Origin of the sequence: Pseudomonas sp. P867 (genome assembly GCF_019891455.1) — a bacterium.
GTDB lineage: Bacteria > Pseudomonadota > Gammaproteobacteria > Pseudomonadales > Pseudomonadaceae > Aquipseudomonas > Aquipseudomonas synxantha_A.
Genome location: NZ_JAFLXB010000011.1, coordinates 197,926 through 214,257, shown reverse-complemented (window position 1 = coordinate 214,257; position 16,332 = coordinate 197,926). Strand labels below are relative to the sequence as shown.

Annotated in this window: 10 protein-coding genes and 4 pseudogenes; 6 read left to right on the top strand and 8 right to left on the bottom strand. The window is 56.5% G+C overall.

Annotation, left to right across the window (positions count from 1 at the left end; all coding sequences use genetic code 11):
- Nucleotides 1-21: 21 nt before the first annotated feature.
- Nucleotides 22-768: a LysR family substrate-binding domain-containing protein gene (locus J1G33_RS20480; protein WP_223018641.1), complete on the top strand. Its 747-nt coding sequence runs from the start codon at nt 22-24 to the stop codon at nt 766-768.
- Nucleotides 769-1,015: 247 nt separating this feature from the next.
- Here J1G33_RS20480 and J1G33_RS20475 read toward each other — a convergent pair whose 3' ends face one another.
- On the bottom strand, nt 1,016-1,654 hold the full coding sequence (locus J1G33_RS20475; RefSeq protein ID WP_223018640.1) for a DUF2625 domain-containing protein: 639 nt from the start codon (nt 1,652-1,654) through the stop codon (nt 1,016-1,018).
- A gap of 192 nt (nt 1,655-1,846) precedes the next feature.
- Nucleotides 1,847-2,810, bottom strand: a pseudogene (locus tag J1G33_RS20470) (SDR family NAD(P)-dependent oxidoreductase).
- 122 nt (nt 2,811-2,932) lie between these two features.
- Here J1G33_RS20470 and J1G33_RS20465 point away from each other — a divergent pair.
- Nucleotides 2,933-3,850: an AraC family transcriptional regulator gene (locus J1G33_RS20465; protein ID WP_223018639.1), complete on the top strand. Its 918-nt coding sequence runs from the start codon at nt 2,933-2,935 to the stop codon at nt 3,848-3,850.
- Nucleotides 3,851-3,890: 40 nt separating this feature from the next.
- On the opposite strand, the pseudogene J1G33_RS20460 reads toward J1G33_RS20465, so the two are convergent.
- The 4 genes and pseudogenes from J1G33_RS20460 to J1G33_RS20445 all read right to left on the bottom strand — a co-directional run.
- Nucleotides 3,891-4,439 (bottom strand): annotated as a pseudogene (locus tag J1G33_RS20460) (transposase); the annotation flags it as partial.
- 464 nt (nt 4,440-4,903) lie between these two features.
- Nucleotides 4,904-5,407 carry a cupin domain-containing protein gene (locus J1G33_RS20455; RefSeq protein ID WP_223018638.1) on the bottom strand — a complete coding sequence of 168 codons (504 nt, stop codon included), beginning with the start codon at nt 5,405-5,407 and terminating at the stop codon, nt 4,904-4,906.
- Nucleotides 5,397-5,616: pseudogene (locus J1G33_RS20450) on the bottom strand (transposase domain-containing protein); the annotation flags it as partial. The gene J1G33_RS20455 and the pseudogene J1G33_RS20450, both read right to left, overlap by 11 nt.
- A gap of 304 nt (nt 5,617-5,920) precedes the next feature.
- Nucleotides 5,921-6,797: pseudogene (locus J1G33_RS20445) on the bottom strand (cupin).
- A gap of 176 nt (nt 6,798-6,973) precedes the next feature.
- On the opposite strand from J1G33_RS20445, the gene J1G33_RS20440 reads away from it, so the two are divergent.
- From J1G33_RS20440 to J1G33_RS20425, 4 genes are all read left to right on the top strand, one after another.
- Nucleotides 6,974-8,176 carry a M48 family metalloprotease gene (locus tag J1G33_RS20440; protein WP_223018637.1) on the top strand — a complete coding sequence of 401 codons (1,203 nt, stop codon included), beginning with the start codon at nt 6,974-6,976 and terminating at the stop codon, nt 8,174-8,176.
- Nucleotides 8,164-13,620, top strand: coding sequence for a WGR domain-containing protein (locus J1G33_RS20435; RefSeq protein ID WP_223018636.1), 5,457 nt, complete (start codon nt 8,164-8,166; stop codon nt 13,618-13,620). Before J1G33_RS20440 ends, J1G33_RS20435 begins: the two co-directional genes overlap by 13 nt.
- Before the next feature lie 700 nt (nt 13,621-14,320).
- Nucleotides 14,321-14,575: a hypothetical protein gene (locus J1G33_RS20430; RefSeq protein ID WP_223018635.1), complete on the top strand. Its 255-nt coding sequence runs from the start codon at nt 14,321-14,323 to the stop codon at nt 14,573-14,575.
- Between the two features lie 308 nt (nt 14,576-14,883).
- Nucleotides 14,884-15,180, top strand: coding sequence for a hypothetical protein (locus tag J1G33_RS20425; protein ID WP_223018634.1), 297 nt, complete (start codon nt 14,884-14,886; stop codon nt 15,178-15,180).
- Between the two features lie 122 nt (nt 15,181-15,302).
- On the opposite strand, the gene J1G33_RS20420 is transcribed toward J1G33_RS20425, so the two are convergent.
- Both J1G33_RS20420 and J1G33_RS20415 read right to left on the bottom strand, forming a co-directional pair.
- Nucleotides 15,303-15,602, bottom strand: coding sequence for a DUF3144 domain-containing protein (locus tag J1G33_RS20420; protein ID WP_223018633.1), 300 nt, complete (start codon nt 15,600-15,602; stop codon nt 15,303-15,305).
- A 170-nt stretch (nt 15,603-15,772) separates the two neighbouring features.
- Nucleotides 15,773-16,303, bottom strand: coding sequence for a hypothetical protein (locus tag J1G33_RS20415; protein WP_223018632.1), 531 nt, complete (start codon nt 16,301-16,303; stop codon nt 15,773-15,775).
- Between the last annotated feature and the right edge of the window lie 29 nt (nt 16,304-16,332).

Genomic DNA, 16,332 nt, shown 5'->3' with positions numbered 1-16,332 from the left:
GATTGACCGCTTGGATTTTGAATGCTTCGGGATAACGTGGGTTGCTCATGGCACCTCCTGATTGGCCTCAGTTTAAGGCATGGAGGTGTCTACGAAACCCGGGGCGATTCAGCTCGCCGGAGTGCAGCAGGCGTCGTTGGGTCAGTTCGCCTCGGCTTCATCGACAGTGCCCTAAGCAGCTTTTTGCCTGCTTTGCTAAGGAGCTTTCAGAGCGCCAACCCCCAGGTTGATATTCAATTGATGGAGGCCACCCCACCAGAGCAAATAGAAGGTTTACGTAATGACCAGCTGGACATTGGCATTCTAGTCTTGCCCATCAGTGATGCAGGTAACATTCGACTTGAGCCACTGATTGAGGATCAACTGGTCGCGGTGTTACCTGAAAGTCACCATCTCGCTAAAATAGACAGCCTCACGCTGACGGCGCTTGCGGATGAACCGTGGGTACTTTTCGCACAACACCATAGCCCTGGCATGCACACCCAAATAGTTCAGGCATGCGCAGAAGCGGGATTTATTCCGCGTGTAGTACAGCACTCTCGCCAAATGCAGACCACGGCAGGTCTTGTGGCTGGAGAAATAGGTATTGCGCTGATGCCGCGGTTATACGCGCAAAGTCAACCAGGAAGGATCGTATGCCGCGAGATTACCGGGCCAGGAACTCCTATTCCTTATAACCTATCTTTAGCTTATCGCGAACTTTCACCCTGTGCTCAAGCGTTACGCGTGGAGGCAGTCCTGCTAAGTCAAAAGCTTCGGAAGGCATAGAAATTGTTTAAGAAATCGCCCGTAAACAGGGCAAATCTGGCAAATTTATGACTCTCACGTATCTGTGTAGGTTTCGATTTGCTGCGAGAGAACACTCAACATCAACGCGCACGGCTAGAGCTAATGCAGCGTTGCGTCGTAAGCGTCTAGTAATTACACATTTCAACTTTGAAATGCCTGCGCGTTATCAGCGCACTTTGTCTCAGTACCAGTCTACATTACTTGAATTAGGAGTGATCGCTGGGACCTATAACTGGGCGACTAATGTGCACTTCAAATCATACTGTTCAGCCATGCTGACAACCCTGCGCGCGCTTATTGCCACTGAGCCCTCTTGTGTCCATAGGAACGGGTAGAAAGACACGCATTGATCACCGCAAACACGCTGAATGTCGTCGCGCCAGGATTCCCAACGCAGCCCCTCGTAGAAGGCCGCCATACGGTTGCTCACAGCCCATTCCAAGAAGGCGGTATAACCGATGCCCAATGGCTCCCAAAGCAGATTATCGGGCGCCCAGTAGTACATCGCTCCCACATCATCACCCAAGCCGCCGCCGTTGATGGAAAAGCATCCACCTGCCGCGTCATCTGCCACCAGCTGATGCCATTGCGCCCGTCCCTCACTCCAGCTCGCTAGGGTTCTTGTGAGTTTTTGATGACCTGAACCAAGAATACGAAGCCAGCCATGATCAATCAGTATCCCGCCAGTCTCAAATGCTATAGCCCCCAAAGTCGACTTGGTCGTTACCTGTAGCTGTAGGAGAACGCTGGTGTTTTGAGGTGAGGGGGGAAGCAAGTCGTAGGGGCAGTCGGCCTGCTTGAGTATCTCCCGTATGTAGATCATAGCGGGGTCATTAATTTCAACCAAATCTTCTATGCATTTCATTAGTTGATCCTTGATAGCGAAAATTCCACATTAGACGGGCATCCACTGATGCGGAAGCAAATGTTCGATCTCGCTAGCCCGTCGCGTCGGCAGCCGCATCGTAAGAGGCCAGCGAACACACATCTCAGAACCAAGCATTAAGGGCGATGGTGTTCACGAGACTTGTGGGCACCATCGTTTATTATCAGATCATTATTTCCTGTCAAATACATCAATCCCGGTAAGTTGAGCAGATAGCGCCCAAAGGCGTTCGGCTTGATTAGGATCTGCGGCATAAGGGCGGACGCCGACAAAGGATGGTGGCTCGCTTTCGTCTAACGATGCGATCTCGCAGTCTTCGCAATACAAACCTCCAATGCCAGTTAACTGTGCAGCTGTAGCGGCCCAAACTTGGGTGGCCGCGCCCTGTTGCGTGGTTTTGAAAGTTGGATCAGCAAGGTTGCCGTTGGCGTCTAGCCAGCCAGCGGCAACCATTTCGTCCAGCGGCAGATGACGTTGGAGCGGAGTGATAATTTTACCGGGATGAAGGGAGAAAGCACGGACACCTTCGTGCTGACCAAGCCGATCAAGGTGGACAGCAAACAACGCATTGGCCGTCTTCGACTGACCATAGGCCAACCACTTATCGTAGCCCTCTGTAAATTGCACATCGTTCCAGCGAATATCTGATTGGTGATGCCCTGCCGATGACACTATTACCACCCTTGAACCACCCTTGAGCGCAGGCCATAGCAAATTTACAAGTGCGTAATGCCCCAAATGATTGGTGGCAAACTGTGCCTCCCAACCTGCCCCTACGCGGGTTTCCGGGCAAGCCATGATTCCTGCACTGCCGATCAGGATGTCAATGTGTCGATTGCTGGCCAAGAAACGCTGTGCGAAGTCATGCACGCTGGTAAGGATCTGAAAGATCCAGTGGCTCGATTTCAACGTTAATGATCCCATTAGTCTTTGCACGCGCAGCTTCAACATCGCGTGCCGCGACAACGACATGCGCGCCCGCATCGGTCAGTGCCCGTGTCGTCTCAAGGCCCAGACCGGAGTGCCCCCCAGTCACTATAACGGTGGTGTCGGATAGATCGCACCCTTCGAGTAACTCTGCTGCGGTGGTTGCCGCTCCGAAACCCGACTGGATGGGAGATTGCTTGCTGGTCATGTCGTGTCCTTTATAATCTCACAGGGAATAGGGGAAAAGATCCACGGCGACCATTGTCTAGATTAGACTTAGGACTGTGAATGTACCAAAGTCCCACTGTCTGTCGAGATCGTCCTAAACCTATGGATCTCCTCTCCGAAGCCCTTTCTCTCTTGAACACTCGTAGCTCTCTTTTCGCAGGCCTGAAGGCGGGCGGCGACTGGGCTATCGACTTCCCACCGCCCGAGGGCGTCAAGTTCAATGCGATACTTGAAGGGTCTTGTTGGCTAATGGTGGAAGGCGTGGAGCAAGCTATCCGGTTGACAGCTGGAGATTGCTTTCTTTTGCCACGCAAACGAGCGTTTTCCCTTCGCAGTGACTTGTCACTTCCGGCCATCCACTCGGATGAAATCTATCGCCACGCCGTCAATGGCGTTGCAATTTGTGGGACGGCCGAAGAGTTTTTCTTGATCGGAGGCCGTTTTGACTTCGGTGAGCAAGCCCGCCTTCTACTTGATGGATTGCCCGCCGTTGCAGTCATCAAAAGTGGCTCGGATCAAGCTTCCGTGCTGGACTGGGCCTTGCGGCGTATGGCTCACGAACTTACCAACCCGTCTCTTGGTAGTTCTATTGTAGTTCAGCATCTGGGCCACATCATGCTAGTGCAGGTTCTACGAATGTATTCGATTCAGGAAGGAAATAGCGCACCAAGTTGGTTGGTTGCCATATCTGATCCGCGTATCGGGGCAACGATTCAAGCCATTCATGCAGATCCGGCGCGCTCTTGGACGGTCGAGAACCTTGCCAAAATCGCAGGTGTTTCTCGGTCGACCTTCGCATTGCGATTTAAGCAAAAATCTGGTGTCCCCCCCTTGGAGTACGTCTTGCGCTGGCGCATGCAATTAGCTGCAAGATTTTTAAACACGAACAACCACGTTACTGTTTCGTCCACCGCACAAAAGCTGGGCTATGACTCCGATAGCGCCTTTAGCCACGCTTTCAAGCGTGTAATGGGTTGTTCTCCTCGTGAGTACAGAGAGCGAGCAGCCTCCACATCCTAGCCTCGGGGCTGATCTTCATAGACTGACGATACACATGCTTTATTAGCATCCATTGATGCGGCAACAGCAACTCGATCGCATTGGCCCGCAGCGTCGGCAAGCGCGACAGCACATCTTTAAGATATGCATATAGATCATGCCCATTGATCCGCGCTGACTGGATCAAACTCATGATCGCGGCCGCTCGCTTGCCGCTGAGCAAAGACCCCGCAAATAACCAATTCGACCGCCCAAGCGCCCACGGTCGGATCAGATTCTCGATTTGGTTGTTGTCGATGGGCACAGCGCAATCTTCCGGATAGCGCGTCAGCGGTACCCAGCGTTTAATGCCATAGTCCAAGGCCTTGGCCGTGGCCGACCCCTGTGGCACAAGTTCACGCTGAGCCAACATCCACTCATGCAGCTTCTCAGCGATGGGCGCCGCCGTTTCCTGACGTAATCGCCAACAGTCTTCGTCGCTCATTTCCCTGGCGTGTCGCTCGACTTCGTACAGTCCGCCAAGCGAGTGAGGCGCCTGCTCCGCCAACTGGCTTTTATTGGCTACATGCAGGTCGAAGAACTTGCGGCGCGCATGCGCCATGCAGCCGATTTAGGTGGCCGCGATATCGGTGTCGAGTAAATCTTCGAGCAAGCTACCTTGGGTCAGGGCTAAGCTGTTCGTTGCGCTTGGCGAACTTGTGTCGCTTGAATATGCCGATCTCATGAGCGAGTTACTCGTTGACCGTTTCAATGCGTTGGATTTTCTGCCCCATCGAGCCGACCTGGTGGAGCAACTGCAAGGCCTGTTCAGCCAAGGCAAGTAGCTGTTCCGGTGTCAGTTGATCGAGATTGGGGGAGGAGGTCATGCCGCTGATTGTGGCTGAGCCGAAAGTCAGCAGCGATCAACCGATGGGCTAATGGCAGGCGTTACAACACTGTGATCAAGCCGCCAGCACCGAACCAAAGCCTGGTGAGTTGGCCGGACGCTTACGTTACGTCGTCATTAAGCGCCACTGCTAACCATCGAGATTTTCCTCAATCATTTCTCTGGAATTCTTCATCAACACGGCGCCCTTATGGTTCATCGTCCCAATAATTAAGCGTAGTCCCGGATCGCTGCACAGTTGTGAACGCGCGTTGTCCATTGATTGTGACCATTGCTTGATATTTACCGGAATCCGGGTATTGGCATACTTCGGGGGTTTCTCGGGTGCCAATGGAAAGATACTTCAGCGGCGCATCAGAGGTGTTGATGATCTGATGCGGATACTCGGGGCCGGGAGGAATAAAGATCACGTCGCCATTTCGGATCGGCAACATTTTGCCCGCTACGCGCAGAGTGCCAACCCCCTCTAAGATGATAAACATCTCTTCCTGAGCATAATGAAAGTGGTAGGGGCAAGAACGCTTACCCGGCGCGACGATGTCCACTGACGCACCGAGTTTCTGCGCAACGGTATCAGTGCCGAGGCGCGCGCAATAGCTTTCGTATAGAGGGTCGCGGCGCTCGTATTGAAGCGACACATCATTGAAGTTGCGAATCATGCGGGCAGCTAAAGCGTCAGTGTCATTGCTCATTACTCACTCCCAAAACGTATGCGTCCGGGCATCCCGCCCTGCGTAGCCAACCGAGTTGCCGTTTATGCGGCAGTATCTGATAAATCTCACTCTCCCGTTTCGTCGGCAAACGAGTCAATACACTATACGGATCAATATCCATTGATGCTTGCTGATCGGATCAAGCTCATGATCGCCGCCGCCCGTTTACGACCGCGAAGCGAGCCGGCATGCACTAACACTTTCATTCAGTTGCCATAAGGCTCAGCAATCAGCCAAGCGTTCGATTACAGCCTGAAACACCGGGCAGCGCTGTGGCGCTACCTAGATGACTGCGTTGCCTGAAAGACACAGGATCTGATTTCCGTTTACTTACACTGCCCTGTCTGCCAAAAGCACTCACCCAAGATACTGGCTTGTGAGCTAGCTGCGAGATCGCTGGCATCGATCTATGACTAAATATGCACCCGACTTGGGCAACGCTAAATCTGTCGATACCTGCGCAATGTTTCATTCGCATTAGCCCCGAGCCACTCAACTGAACCGGATATCCAACGACCGCAGATACGTTTGCAGCCCCGCATCCTGAATCGGGATCAGGAATGCCTCCGTGTCTGCCTCATTGAAGTGCGCATGCCAGTAACCGGGCGGGGTCACAAACGCCAGGCCAGGTGACCAGTCGACTCGTACCGGGTTGCGGATCTGTCCATCCGCACCCAGCTCAGTGCCCACCAGCGAGTAACACCCCACAGGGCAGTCGATAATGAAATCCAACGCAATCGACTGATGCCGATGGGGTTTTTGCACCGACCCTGCTGGCAGAATTCCATACATCGCCCACAGCACATGAGTCACTGTGCGTGTCTGTGGAAAGTTGCGATTACCCAATAGGATACTGATGCGGCTACGGTCCTGCGCATGCGGGCCATCGGCCGCTTCACGCAGTTTCGCGTTCGCAACGTCTGCAGGATAGAGCGTCGGCGCAAAGCGATCACTGCTGCGCGTCACGCCCAGGTAGCGCAACAGCGGCTCATCGTGCACGTAGTAAATCCGAGCATCCTGCGTTGCACTCAGACGTGCCTCGTGCAGGCCAGGCAACGCGATAAAGCAGCCTTTGGACCATTGAATGGCATGCTCGCTCTGAACCACGCGGCCCTCCCCCGCAATTACATAGAGCACTTGAGACGTCGCGTTGGGCTGCAAGGTGAGGGTATCGCCGGCGTTGAGCCGAATGAAATTCGCACACAGCCCAGGGCCTGTCGCTGGGCCTTCGCAGCCCAAGGCTTCGCTGAGGTCCAGCGGCACCACCCTGAAGGGACCGCTGTCATACAGCGAGGCCGGGAAGCTCTGATATGGATTCGCTGCTCATTATGGCTACCTCGATCTTCGGCTGGGTTGCGCATGGCTCCAAGAGACGCTGCGCGTGTGTTTCAACTATAGACACCCTGCACTTCCTTGCGCCGTGCAGCAGTCATGCGAACCGGATATGCTCCGCGTTTATTACCGATCACTGACACCGGGATTCCAGCCCAGTCTCTGCTGCCCAGGCGCAGCTTATGGAGCCGTATCCTCAAGGACGTTTGAACGATGAGTACCCACGCACTGGACATCAGCAGCCTGACGCCGCTGCCCTACCACCAGCAGGTGGTCGATTACCTGAAAACCAGCGAGCCCGCCGTGTGGAATTGGGCTTCGTCCCTGGACGTTCAGCAGGAACATGCTCAGGACATGCGTGCACAGTTACTGCGCGACACCTATCGCCTGAGCCCCGAGACCCACCCGCAGGCCTATCTGGCCTGCGCAACTGCATTGGAGCGTCTGGATATTCAGGCGTCAGCCACTTTATACCAAGCAGGAGACGGCGCGATGAACGCGAGCCTGTATTACCTCGCCGGTGAAGTGCATGTAGTGTTTTACGGGCCGATTCTTGAACGTCTCGACGCCCAGGAATTGCTCGCGTTGCTGGGGCATGAGTTGGCCCATTATCGTTTGTGGTCGGAGCACGACGGGGACTTCCTGGTGGCCGAACGGGTGCTCAACCACGCCCTGGCCGATGTGCATACGCCGCCGAGCCTGGAACAGACCGCACGTTTATATAGCCTGCACACGGAAATCTATGCAGACAGAGGCGCAGCACTGGTGGCGGGTGGGCCAGAGGCGTCGATTACCTCACTGGTTAAGGTGCACACCGGGATTCTCAGCGTTGATGCTGCCGCCTACTTGCAGCAGGCCAGCGAGTTAGACGCCAAGGATGCGCAACTGTCTAAAGGTGTCTCGCACCCGGAGACGTTTCTGCGTTCGCAGGCCGTGAACAGTTGGTGGCGGCAGGTTCCTGATACGGACACCTGGCTGCACCGCCGTCTGCGGGGGCCGTTATCGCTCATTCGCCTAGATGTTATCGACCAGGTTGAACTCACGGCCCTCACCCGTGGCTTTATCGCCAGTTTTATCGGTGCAGCGGTGTTGCAGTCTGAGGTTGTGCTCAATCAAGTGCGTGGCTTCTTTCCTGACTGGAAGGACAATGAAACGCCGCTGGACCTTGGCACGCTGAATGCCGAACGCATTGACGCAAGCATTCACGAGTACCTGCATTTCGTCATGCTCGACCTCAGCCTGGTGGACCGCGACCTGCGTGATGAGGCATTGCTACATGCGGCGCGCACCGCGAAGAAGCTCGGCAGCGCCGACGACTTTATCAGCGTGCTCAAGCGCGATATCAAAATCCCGAAGCGTGAGCTCGACTCGATCGTTCGCGCGGTCAAAGCGGAGGTCGACACATGGACCCAGTAATTCCACCCGTCACGCTCGCTCAATGGCTGCAGGCCCACGATGGTGCTGCGGTGCCCATCGACGACGTGTTGTTCCTGGCGCTGCCGCTGCTGCGTCAGGTGGCGCAACTGCATGAGCTTGGGCGTGTCGCGCAGCTCAGTTACCTCGACGTGCTGCAAGGGCCAGAACGCACCCTGCAACTGCGCAACCCCGAGGGCGTGCCACCGCGCCTGGCGCTGGAGGCGATCAGGCAGGTGCAGCCCAATCCGGAGTCGGCGCTGAATATCGTCGGCAAGGTCCGCCTGACCCGTGACTCGGAAACGGGTGTGGCGATTACCGACCTGCACGTCCAGGAGGACCCGCACCAGCCTGTCGCCCACCCGGTGTTCCTGCCGGACTTGCACAGTTGGGAGCATCGTCTCGGGCATCACGACGAAATCACCGATATTTTCCAGCTCGGCCAGTTACTGGCGTGCCTGGCCTGCGGGTTGGACTTTTCCGATATCAACGACCTCAAGACGTTTGCGCGGCACCGGCGCAACCTGTTCCAGCTCAATGGCCGGCTCAATCCGGTACTGGCTAACCTGATCGTCGAGATGACCGAACTCAATCGGCATGAGCGCGCCACCGATGTGAACGCCCTGGCCCGGCGCCTGGAATCCTGGCGCGAGCAGCCGGCCAGCCTGGATGTGGAGCGTGTGCTGGCCCAGGCCGAGGGTCCGGCTTCACGGCGCACCGTGGTGCTGGAACATCTGCGTAACCGGCTGTTCGACTTGTCGCGACGCAATCGCCTGCTGTATTTCCGGCCGACCCAGGCCAACATCAACCTGACCGTGGCCAGCGTACCGCTGGTGATGCAGATTGAAAGCATCCGCCCCGAAGCTTTGTGCACCTGGCAGCCGGCCTTCGGTGGTTTCTCTGAGCAGGTATTGAGCGGCAAGTCCGTTGGCCTGCAGCAATGGTTGCGGTTTGAAGACCAGACTTGGTTGCAGGCGTCCCTGGAACGCATCATCCAGGAAGCTCGCCGCGACCGCGCCGAGTTCGGTTTCAGCAACCTGCGCTTGGTGGTGGCCTTCATGCGCTGGCACAACCTCAAGGACACGCCGGAAGAACGCATTGTCACCCCGCTGCTGTGGCTGCCAGTGGAACTGAGCCGCAAAAAAGGTGTGCGTGACCAGTTCATGTTGCAGTGCGATGAAACCGAAGCAGAGTTCAACCCGGTACTGCGGCATCAGTTGCGCCAGCTCTACGATATCCAGTTGCCGGAAACCGTCGACCTGCAAAAGACCTCTCTGGAAGACATCCACGCCGACATTGCCCGCCAGATCAAACTGACCGAGCCTGGCGTTGAGTTGCGCCTGCGAAGCAAACCGCAAATCGAACTGATCCACCAGAAGGCGGTGCAGCACCTGCACCACTTCCAGCGCCGCCGGGCCCGTCAGCGCTCGGCCATGCCCTTTGCGAAGCCAGACTTCAGCTACGACCGTGAAGACTACCGCCCGCTGGGCCTGCAACTGTTCCAGCAAAAGGTACTGCCCAGCCAACTGCCGCTGCGCCTCGCGGTGGGCGGCAAGCCTTCGCTGCGCGACCAGCATCCGCAAATGGTCGCCAGCAGCACCGAGAACAGCACCTTCGCCCTGCCCGAGAACCAAGGGCATCGCTACGCCTGGGACATCGACCTGACCCAGGTCACCCTGGCCAACTTGAACTATCGCAAGATGTCGCTGGTGCGCGACTACGCGCAGTTGATCGACGAGCCGGCCCAAAACGAAGCGTTTGACCGGATGTTTTCCATCGAGCCGCGGGAGGTCGAAGTCGAAGCACCGGATCCGATCCCGCTGCCCGAACAATGGAACGTGGTGGCCGGTGACGCTACGCAGAACGCCGCTGTCAGCCTGGCCCGCACCGGGCGTAATTTCATCATTCAGGGCCCGCCTGGCACCGGCAAGTCCCAGACCATCACCAACCTGATCGCCGACTATGCCGGTCGCGGCCTGCGCGTGTTGTTTGTGTGCGAAAAGCGCGCGGCACTGGACGTGGTATTCCATCGCCTGCAACAGAGTGAACTGGGCGAATTGTGCTGCCTGATTCACGACTCCCAGACCGACAAAAAGGCTTTCGTGGGCAACCTGCGCGAGTGTTATGAACGCTGGATTGCCGGCGATGCTCAATCGACGCAATTGCAGGCCCGACGCAGCGCTGCATTGGCCACCCTGAGCCAGCAACTCGGCCTGATCGAACGCTTTGAACAGGCCATGGCCGGCGTGCCGGAGACCCTGGCCTGCTCAGTGCGCGAACTGGTGCGGCATCTGATCGAGCTGCCGGCCATTGCTGCGACGCTGCCACCGGAAGCCTTGGAACGCTTGCCCCAATGGCGTCACTGGCAGGCACAAAGCGAGCTGACCGGCCGCCTGTACCAGGCGATCAACGAACGTTTCGGCCTCGACAGCTTTGCGCGCCACCCCTTCAGCCACCTGGCCTCAAGCCTCATTACCCATGAGCATGCCTATGGCCAGTTAAAGGCATTCCTGGATGAGTCCAGCGCGCTGATGGACAGTGTCGAGCAGCTTATGGAGTCGTCCTCAAGCCTGCTGTCCAGCGACACCAGCCTGGCGGATGCGCGCGTGCTGACCCAGGCCGCCGAGCAACTGACCGGCGCCAACCTGGCGTCACACCTCGACCTGCTGGAGCCGGGGTCACCGGGTTCCCAGGCACTGCACGCCGAACAGGCGACCTTGCAGGCCCTGGCCGTGCAGCAACACAACGCCGGCGAAACCACCCGCCATTGGCGCGACAAGCTCGCGCCCCAGGACACCCAGGCCGCCCTGGATCTGGTGCAGCACCTGGACGGTTCGCTGCTGCGTTGGCTGAAACCGTCATGGTGGCGGCTGCGTGGCGAGTTGCAACGGCGCTATGACTTCCGCCAGCACGCGGTCCGCCCCAGCTACCGCAGCGTGCTCGATAGCCTAGCCAGCGAACACCGCGCCACCGCCGAGTTGCACGCGCAGCAGCAGCGCCTGCAAAGCCGCTACGGCATCCAGGACATCGACCTGTTCGTGCAACACCTGCAAGCCCTGCTCCAGCAACTGAGCGCATCAGCGCTATTGCGCCAGTGGGTCGAAGGTTTGCGCGGCAACCCGGACGCCATGTCCGGTGTGCGCCAGGAAGCCAGCCTGCGCCAGCCGGTTGCACGCCTGGCCGAGCTGATTGCGCAACACTGTGTGTTCGAACCAGCACCGAGCCTGGGCGCGCTGGCCGAATACCTGCGCGACCTGCGTGAAGAACTCGACGAACTGCCCGACACCCTGCCCCTGCTCATCGAGTTGCACCAGGCCGATCCCGTCTGCCTGCTGGCCGTGCAACAGCACGCCCTGGCGCAACTTGCACTGGAGGGTTTGATTGCCCAGGAAAACCTCACCCGCCTGTATCGTGCCAACCCGCAATTGGCGCGCTTCGACGGCCCGGCCCTGAGCCTGGCAGCCCGCCAGGTCAGCCAGGCGGAAAGCAGCCTGCTCAAGCACAACGCCCATGTGCTCAGCGCCACGCTGCATCAGCGCTTTCTGGAAAATGTGAAGCAGTCGGCGATGTCGGTGACCCAACTGGACGCCCAGGCCCGTGAGTTCAAGAAAACCTATGCCAAGGGCCGCCGCGAACTGGAGCATGAGCTGGGCAAAACCATGCGTTATCGCTCCATTCGGGAAATGGCGAGTGGCGACAGCGGCCGCGTGATCAACGACCTCAAGCCCATCTGGTTGATGAGCCCGCTGTCGGTGTCCGACACGCTGCCACTGACCCCGGACCTGTTCGACGTGGTGATTTTCGACGAGGCCAGCCAAATCCCCAGCGAAGAAGCCGTGCCGGCCTTGAGCCGTGCGCAGCAGGTGATCGTGGTGGGCGACGAGATGCAATTGCCACCGACCAACTTCTTCTCCAGCGCAGGCGATCAGGACGATAACGAACTGGTTGCCATGGAAGACGGCGAGCAAATTGCGATCAACCTCGATGCCGACAGCCTGCTGAGCCAGGCCGCGCGTAATTTGCCGGCGACTTTGCTTGCCTGGCACTACCGCAGCCGCCATGAAGCGCTGATCAGCTTCTCCAACGCGGCCTTCTACGAAGGGCGGTTGATCACCATTCCCGACCGTCGCATCGAACGCCCGGCCCCTGCCCAAGGGGCGCTGGACTCCACGGACGCCCAGGCAGTGATGCAGGGGGCCGACACGCTGCTCGACAGCCCGATCAGCTTTTTGAAGATGAGTGACGGCGTCTACCTTGCCCGCAGTAACCTGGCCGAAGCGCGTTATATCGCCAATCTGGTGCGTGAACTGCTGCAACGCGAAACGGGCCTGAGCCTGGGCATCGTGGCCTTCTCCGAAGCCCAGCAAGGCGCCATCGAGCAGGCCCTGGAAGACCTGGCCGCCAGCGACTCGGCCTTTGCCACACGCCTTGAGCGCGAGTACGTGCGCGAAGACGCCGGGCAGTTCAATGGGCTATTCGTCAAGAACCTGGAAAACGTCCAGGGGGATGAACGCGACGTGATCATCCTGAGCATCTGCTACGCGCCGGGCCCGAACGGCAAGATGCTGATGAACTTCGCGCCGATCAACCAGCGTGGCGGGGAAAAACGCCTCAATGTGATCTTCAGCCGCGCGCGCAAACGCATGGCGATCGTCTCCAGCATTGAGGCCGATGCCATCACCAATACCCACAATGACGGTGCCGCTGCATTGCGCGCGTTCCTGCAGTTCGCCCAGGCCAGCGCCAACGGAGATGCGCCGCGCTCCCAGGGTATACTCGCCAACCTCAACCCGGGCGCCAAACAATCCTTTGCGGTCAGCCTGCCCAGGGACAGCCTGCGCGGCGCTCTCGCCGCCGCATTGCGCAAGCGAGGGCATACGGTGCAGGAATACGTCGGGCGTTCGCAATTTCGCTGCGACCTGGCGATCAGTCATGCCAACGGTGAACACTTCAGCCTCGGCGTATTGTTGGACGGCGATACGGCTGCTGCCGCTGACGTGCGTGAGCGTTATATCTTCCGCCCGACCGTGCTGCGCAGTTTCGGCTGGAAGATCATCGACGTGCCCAGCCATGACTGGCTGCGCGACCCGGAAGACGTACTGATGCGCATTGAAGCGTTGCTACGGGGTGAGGAAGCCCCTGCGCTGCAAGAGCCGGAACAGGCCGTGGAGTTGGCACCGATTGAGGTCGAGCCGACGCCAACCCCTGAAGCTGCGCCCCTGATGCGCGAGTTCACATTTGGTGAAGGTAACTCCAACAAGTTCTGGCGTATCGGCGTCACCGAGGCGGAGGTGGTGGTGAGTTTCGGCCGTATCGGCACCAAGGGCCAGACCCTGATCAAGTCCCTCGACAGTCCTGAACGCGCCTTGCGTGAAGCGGAAAAGCTGATTGTGGAGAAACTGCGCAAAGGGTATCAAGAGCAGGCGGGCTCGATCACCTCGGGGTGAGTTGAGTCGGTCCAGCATGAATGAGACAAGCTCGTTCAATCTGAACACGCTGTAGCGGTCCGAAAAAGGAGGCGGCTCCATAGAGAGCTGTCTCTCATAAATATCAATCAACTGCAAGCTCAGCGACGTCTCTGCCCAGAAACGGTTACCGGATAAAGCCTTGGGTCGAATGTAGAGCGTGATCTGAAAACCAGCGAAGACAGACTTTGTTAAACAAAGAAATGGCGCCATAAAATCGTCAACTTCAAGTGCTGAATACCCGGTTTGAAGGGTAAAACACCTTAGACGAAGGAGAGTATTTCAAGTTGTTTCGGCTGTCATAGCCTTAAGCCCGTGATTTAGACGGCCTGGGCATCCATACAGCATGAAAATGGATCCAAATTGATTTTACGACCGGGTTATCTACAGACCTGTGATCTTGCAAAGTGAAATCGACCACACTATCTTGTATCTACGCCTCAGAATCACATCCATATGTTGTGTTTTTTGAGCGAGCTGAGGAGTCAGTAAAGACAGCAGGTATGCGTGCGAAGTTTGGTCGCCGAACACACATACCCGCTCACCCTGAGCCAATGCGAACATCGGTGGGATGCACATTAGAGAAAAATCCGACTTTGGATGTCAACTATCCGGCTCGGTTTTCCGCTCAAGGGTTGCTCCTGCTTAAGAAATTTTTATGTAAATACAGGAGCACCTAACCGTGCCTAAAAATACCAAACAAACCTCGACCCCCTTGGCCAGCCTAGCCTCCAAAATCCTGCGTAGCGATAGCTCCTCCGCGATTCAGAAAGAATTGGCGGGGTCGGCTATGGCCCAAGCCTCAAGCGGTAAACAAACTGGTACCGATATGGAGACCAAAGCAAGCCACGTCCTCGACAGTAACAAATACAACGCCACCACCAAGACCCTCGCGGCCTCGGTACTCGCTCAATCGAATAAACAGCGTGGTGAGTGAGATGGCTCAGTATTACGTTAACCGCAATGCCCAAAACAATGGCGATCATGAGGTGCATACCAGTTCATGCATTTTCTTGCCGACATTGCAGAACCGCCTTGATTTGGGTCAACACAGCAGTTGTGTGACTGCCGTGCGTCAGGCTCGCAACACTTACCCTCAGTCGAACGGCTGCCGGACATGCTCTTCTGCATGCCACACCCAGTAGGCAGAGTTGCGACCTTAGGTTTCTAAAATTTGGGTGAGCCGGCTACTCCATAGTCCGGCCCCCGTTTTCCTCGGGTTTAAGTTTCCCATGAGTTTGCGTTATGAGCTATTTGGTTTATTGCACTTTTGATTTGAAGAATGCTTCCTCGAAAGATTACGAGAACGCATATGCGGATCTTCAGCGTATCGGCCTGGCTAGAGTGGTCAAGGCAGATGAAGGGCGCCATGTAGTCATTCCCACTACGTCTACGATGGGATTCTTTGACGGCACCAGCGCGGCTGCCGTGCGAAACGATATCAGGAACTCGATACAGGCTGCTTTCCGAGCGCGCTTTTTGACATCCGAGATATTCGTTGTTATTGGCGGTAATTGGGCGTGGGGCGCTGGAACGACCTAACTAGGAAGCAATTGAACTAATTGCGTAGGAAATCAATAAGTTGCAGCCAGCATATTTCTGGTCAGTAGCAGCCCATCGAGATCGACTACCGAAAAGCAGTCAATCACCGAAAGCAACCAAGATCAATCAGGCTTCTTTGCAGTCATGTACCTGCTGAAGTTGTTAATATAGTCGTCTAGATTATCCTCAAGCATCATCCGGTACTGCTCACAAAAATACTTCAACATCGCTTCGCGAGCCTGCGCCATTTCCTCGCCTGATTTGAAGTTGCGAGTGCTCACCCAAGCACTGAATCGAGTAGTGCCAAACATCATCGACGCGCTTACCTTGCCAAGATCTCCGAACTCCCTAAGTTGCTCGTTCGCCAAATTTATATGCGCGTCTGCACAATCATAGAATGCTTCATCGGTGGAATCTGGCATTGCTGGGTACCTATCTATCATTTTTGGAAATTCCGTAATTGGAATACTTCATGCACCGGCTATGCATCATCGATGGCACGACACAGATGGTGCCGCCCGTATCTTTTTACTTCGCAGTAGAACCATGAGTAGAGCGTTCATTCGGCCCTATAGGAGCGCGGCATTCAAGTTTAGACTGAGTATCGCCAATCCATAAACTCCTCGGCAACCTGCGGCGTCATTTCCAATAATACTTCTGCCAGTAGCCCCGAACCTTTTGCCGCAGCAATGGCTGCTAGGGCGCCGGCAAGGTGGTACTCACTCCAATCCCCAACTGCGGCCTCGGCAACCAGCGCTGGTAGGGATGCGATCGCCGCGCTATAGCCTTGCAATAGGTCAGACGGGACTTCAACTTTTAGTTGCTGGCGTCGGCTTTCTACGAAAGCTGCGAAATGGAGGTAGTTGTAATCTGTTGACATTGGAAATGTCCAAAGCGCGTTAATTACATGAGGCACTGCGGCAAACGAAGCGGTGTAGACATCTCCCTGATGCGCCAAAGCACTCCAAATATCATTCCAGGTCTTTGCAAGGTCACTACCAAGTACAGTCGCCGTTACTTCGCGTAGCAGCACTGGAATGTCTGACGCATACCCATAAGCATGGTCCAATTCGGCCCAGCGCGGGCTATCCAGTGGAAGGCAGCGTATATCAGGGTGCTTCATAGTCTTCCTAGCATTCAAAAAGATTGTCT

Coding starts and splice junctions, on each gene's coding strand:
- J1G33_RS20480 (WP_223018641.1), top strand. CDS start 22: ATGCTTCGGGATAACGTGGGTTGCTCATGGCACCTCCTGATTGGCCTC.
- J1G33_RS20475 (WP_223018640.1), bottom strand. CDS start 1,654: ATGAAATGCATAGAAGATTTGGTTGAAATTAATGACCCCGCTATGATC.
- J1G33_RS20465 (WP_223018639.1), top strand. CDS start 2,933: ATGGATCTCCTCTCCGAAGCCCTTTCTCTCTTGAACACTCGTAGCTCT.
- J1G33_RS20455 (WP_223018638.1), bottom strand. CDS start 5,407: ATGAGCAATGACACTGACGCTTTAGCTGCCCGCATGATTCGCAACTTC.
- J1G33_RS20440 (WP_223018637.1), top strand. CDS start 6,974: ATGAGTACCCACGCACTGGACATCAGCAGCCTGACGCCGCTGCCCTAC.
- J1G33_RS20435 (WP_223018636.1), top strand. CDS start 8,164: ATGGACCCAGTAATTCCACCCGTCACGCTCGCTCAATGGCTGCAGGCC.
- J1G33_RS20425 (WP_223018634.1), top strand. CDS start 14,884: ATGAGCTATTTGGTTTATTGCACTTTTGATTTGAAGAATGCTTCCTCG.
- J1G33_RS20420 (WP_223018633.1), bottom strand. CDS start 15,602: ATGCCAGATTCCACCGATGAAGCATTCTATGATTGTGCAGACGCGCAT.
- J1G33_RS20415 (WP_223018632.1), bottom strand. CDS start 16,303: ATGAAGCACCCTGATATACGCTGCCTTCCACTGGATAGCCCGCGCTGG.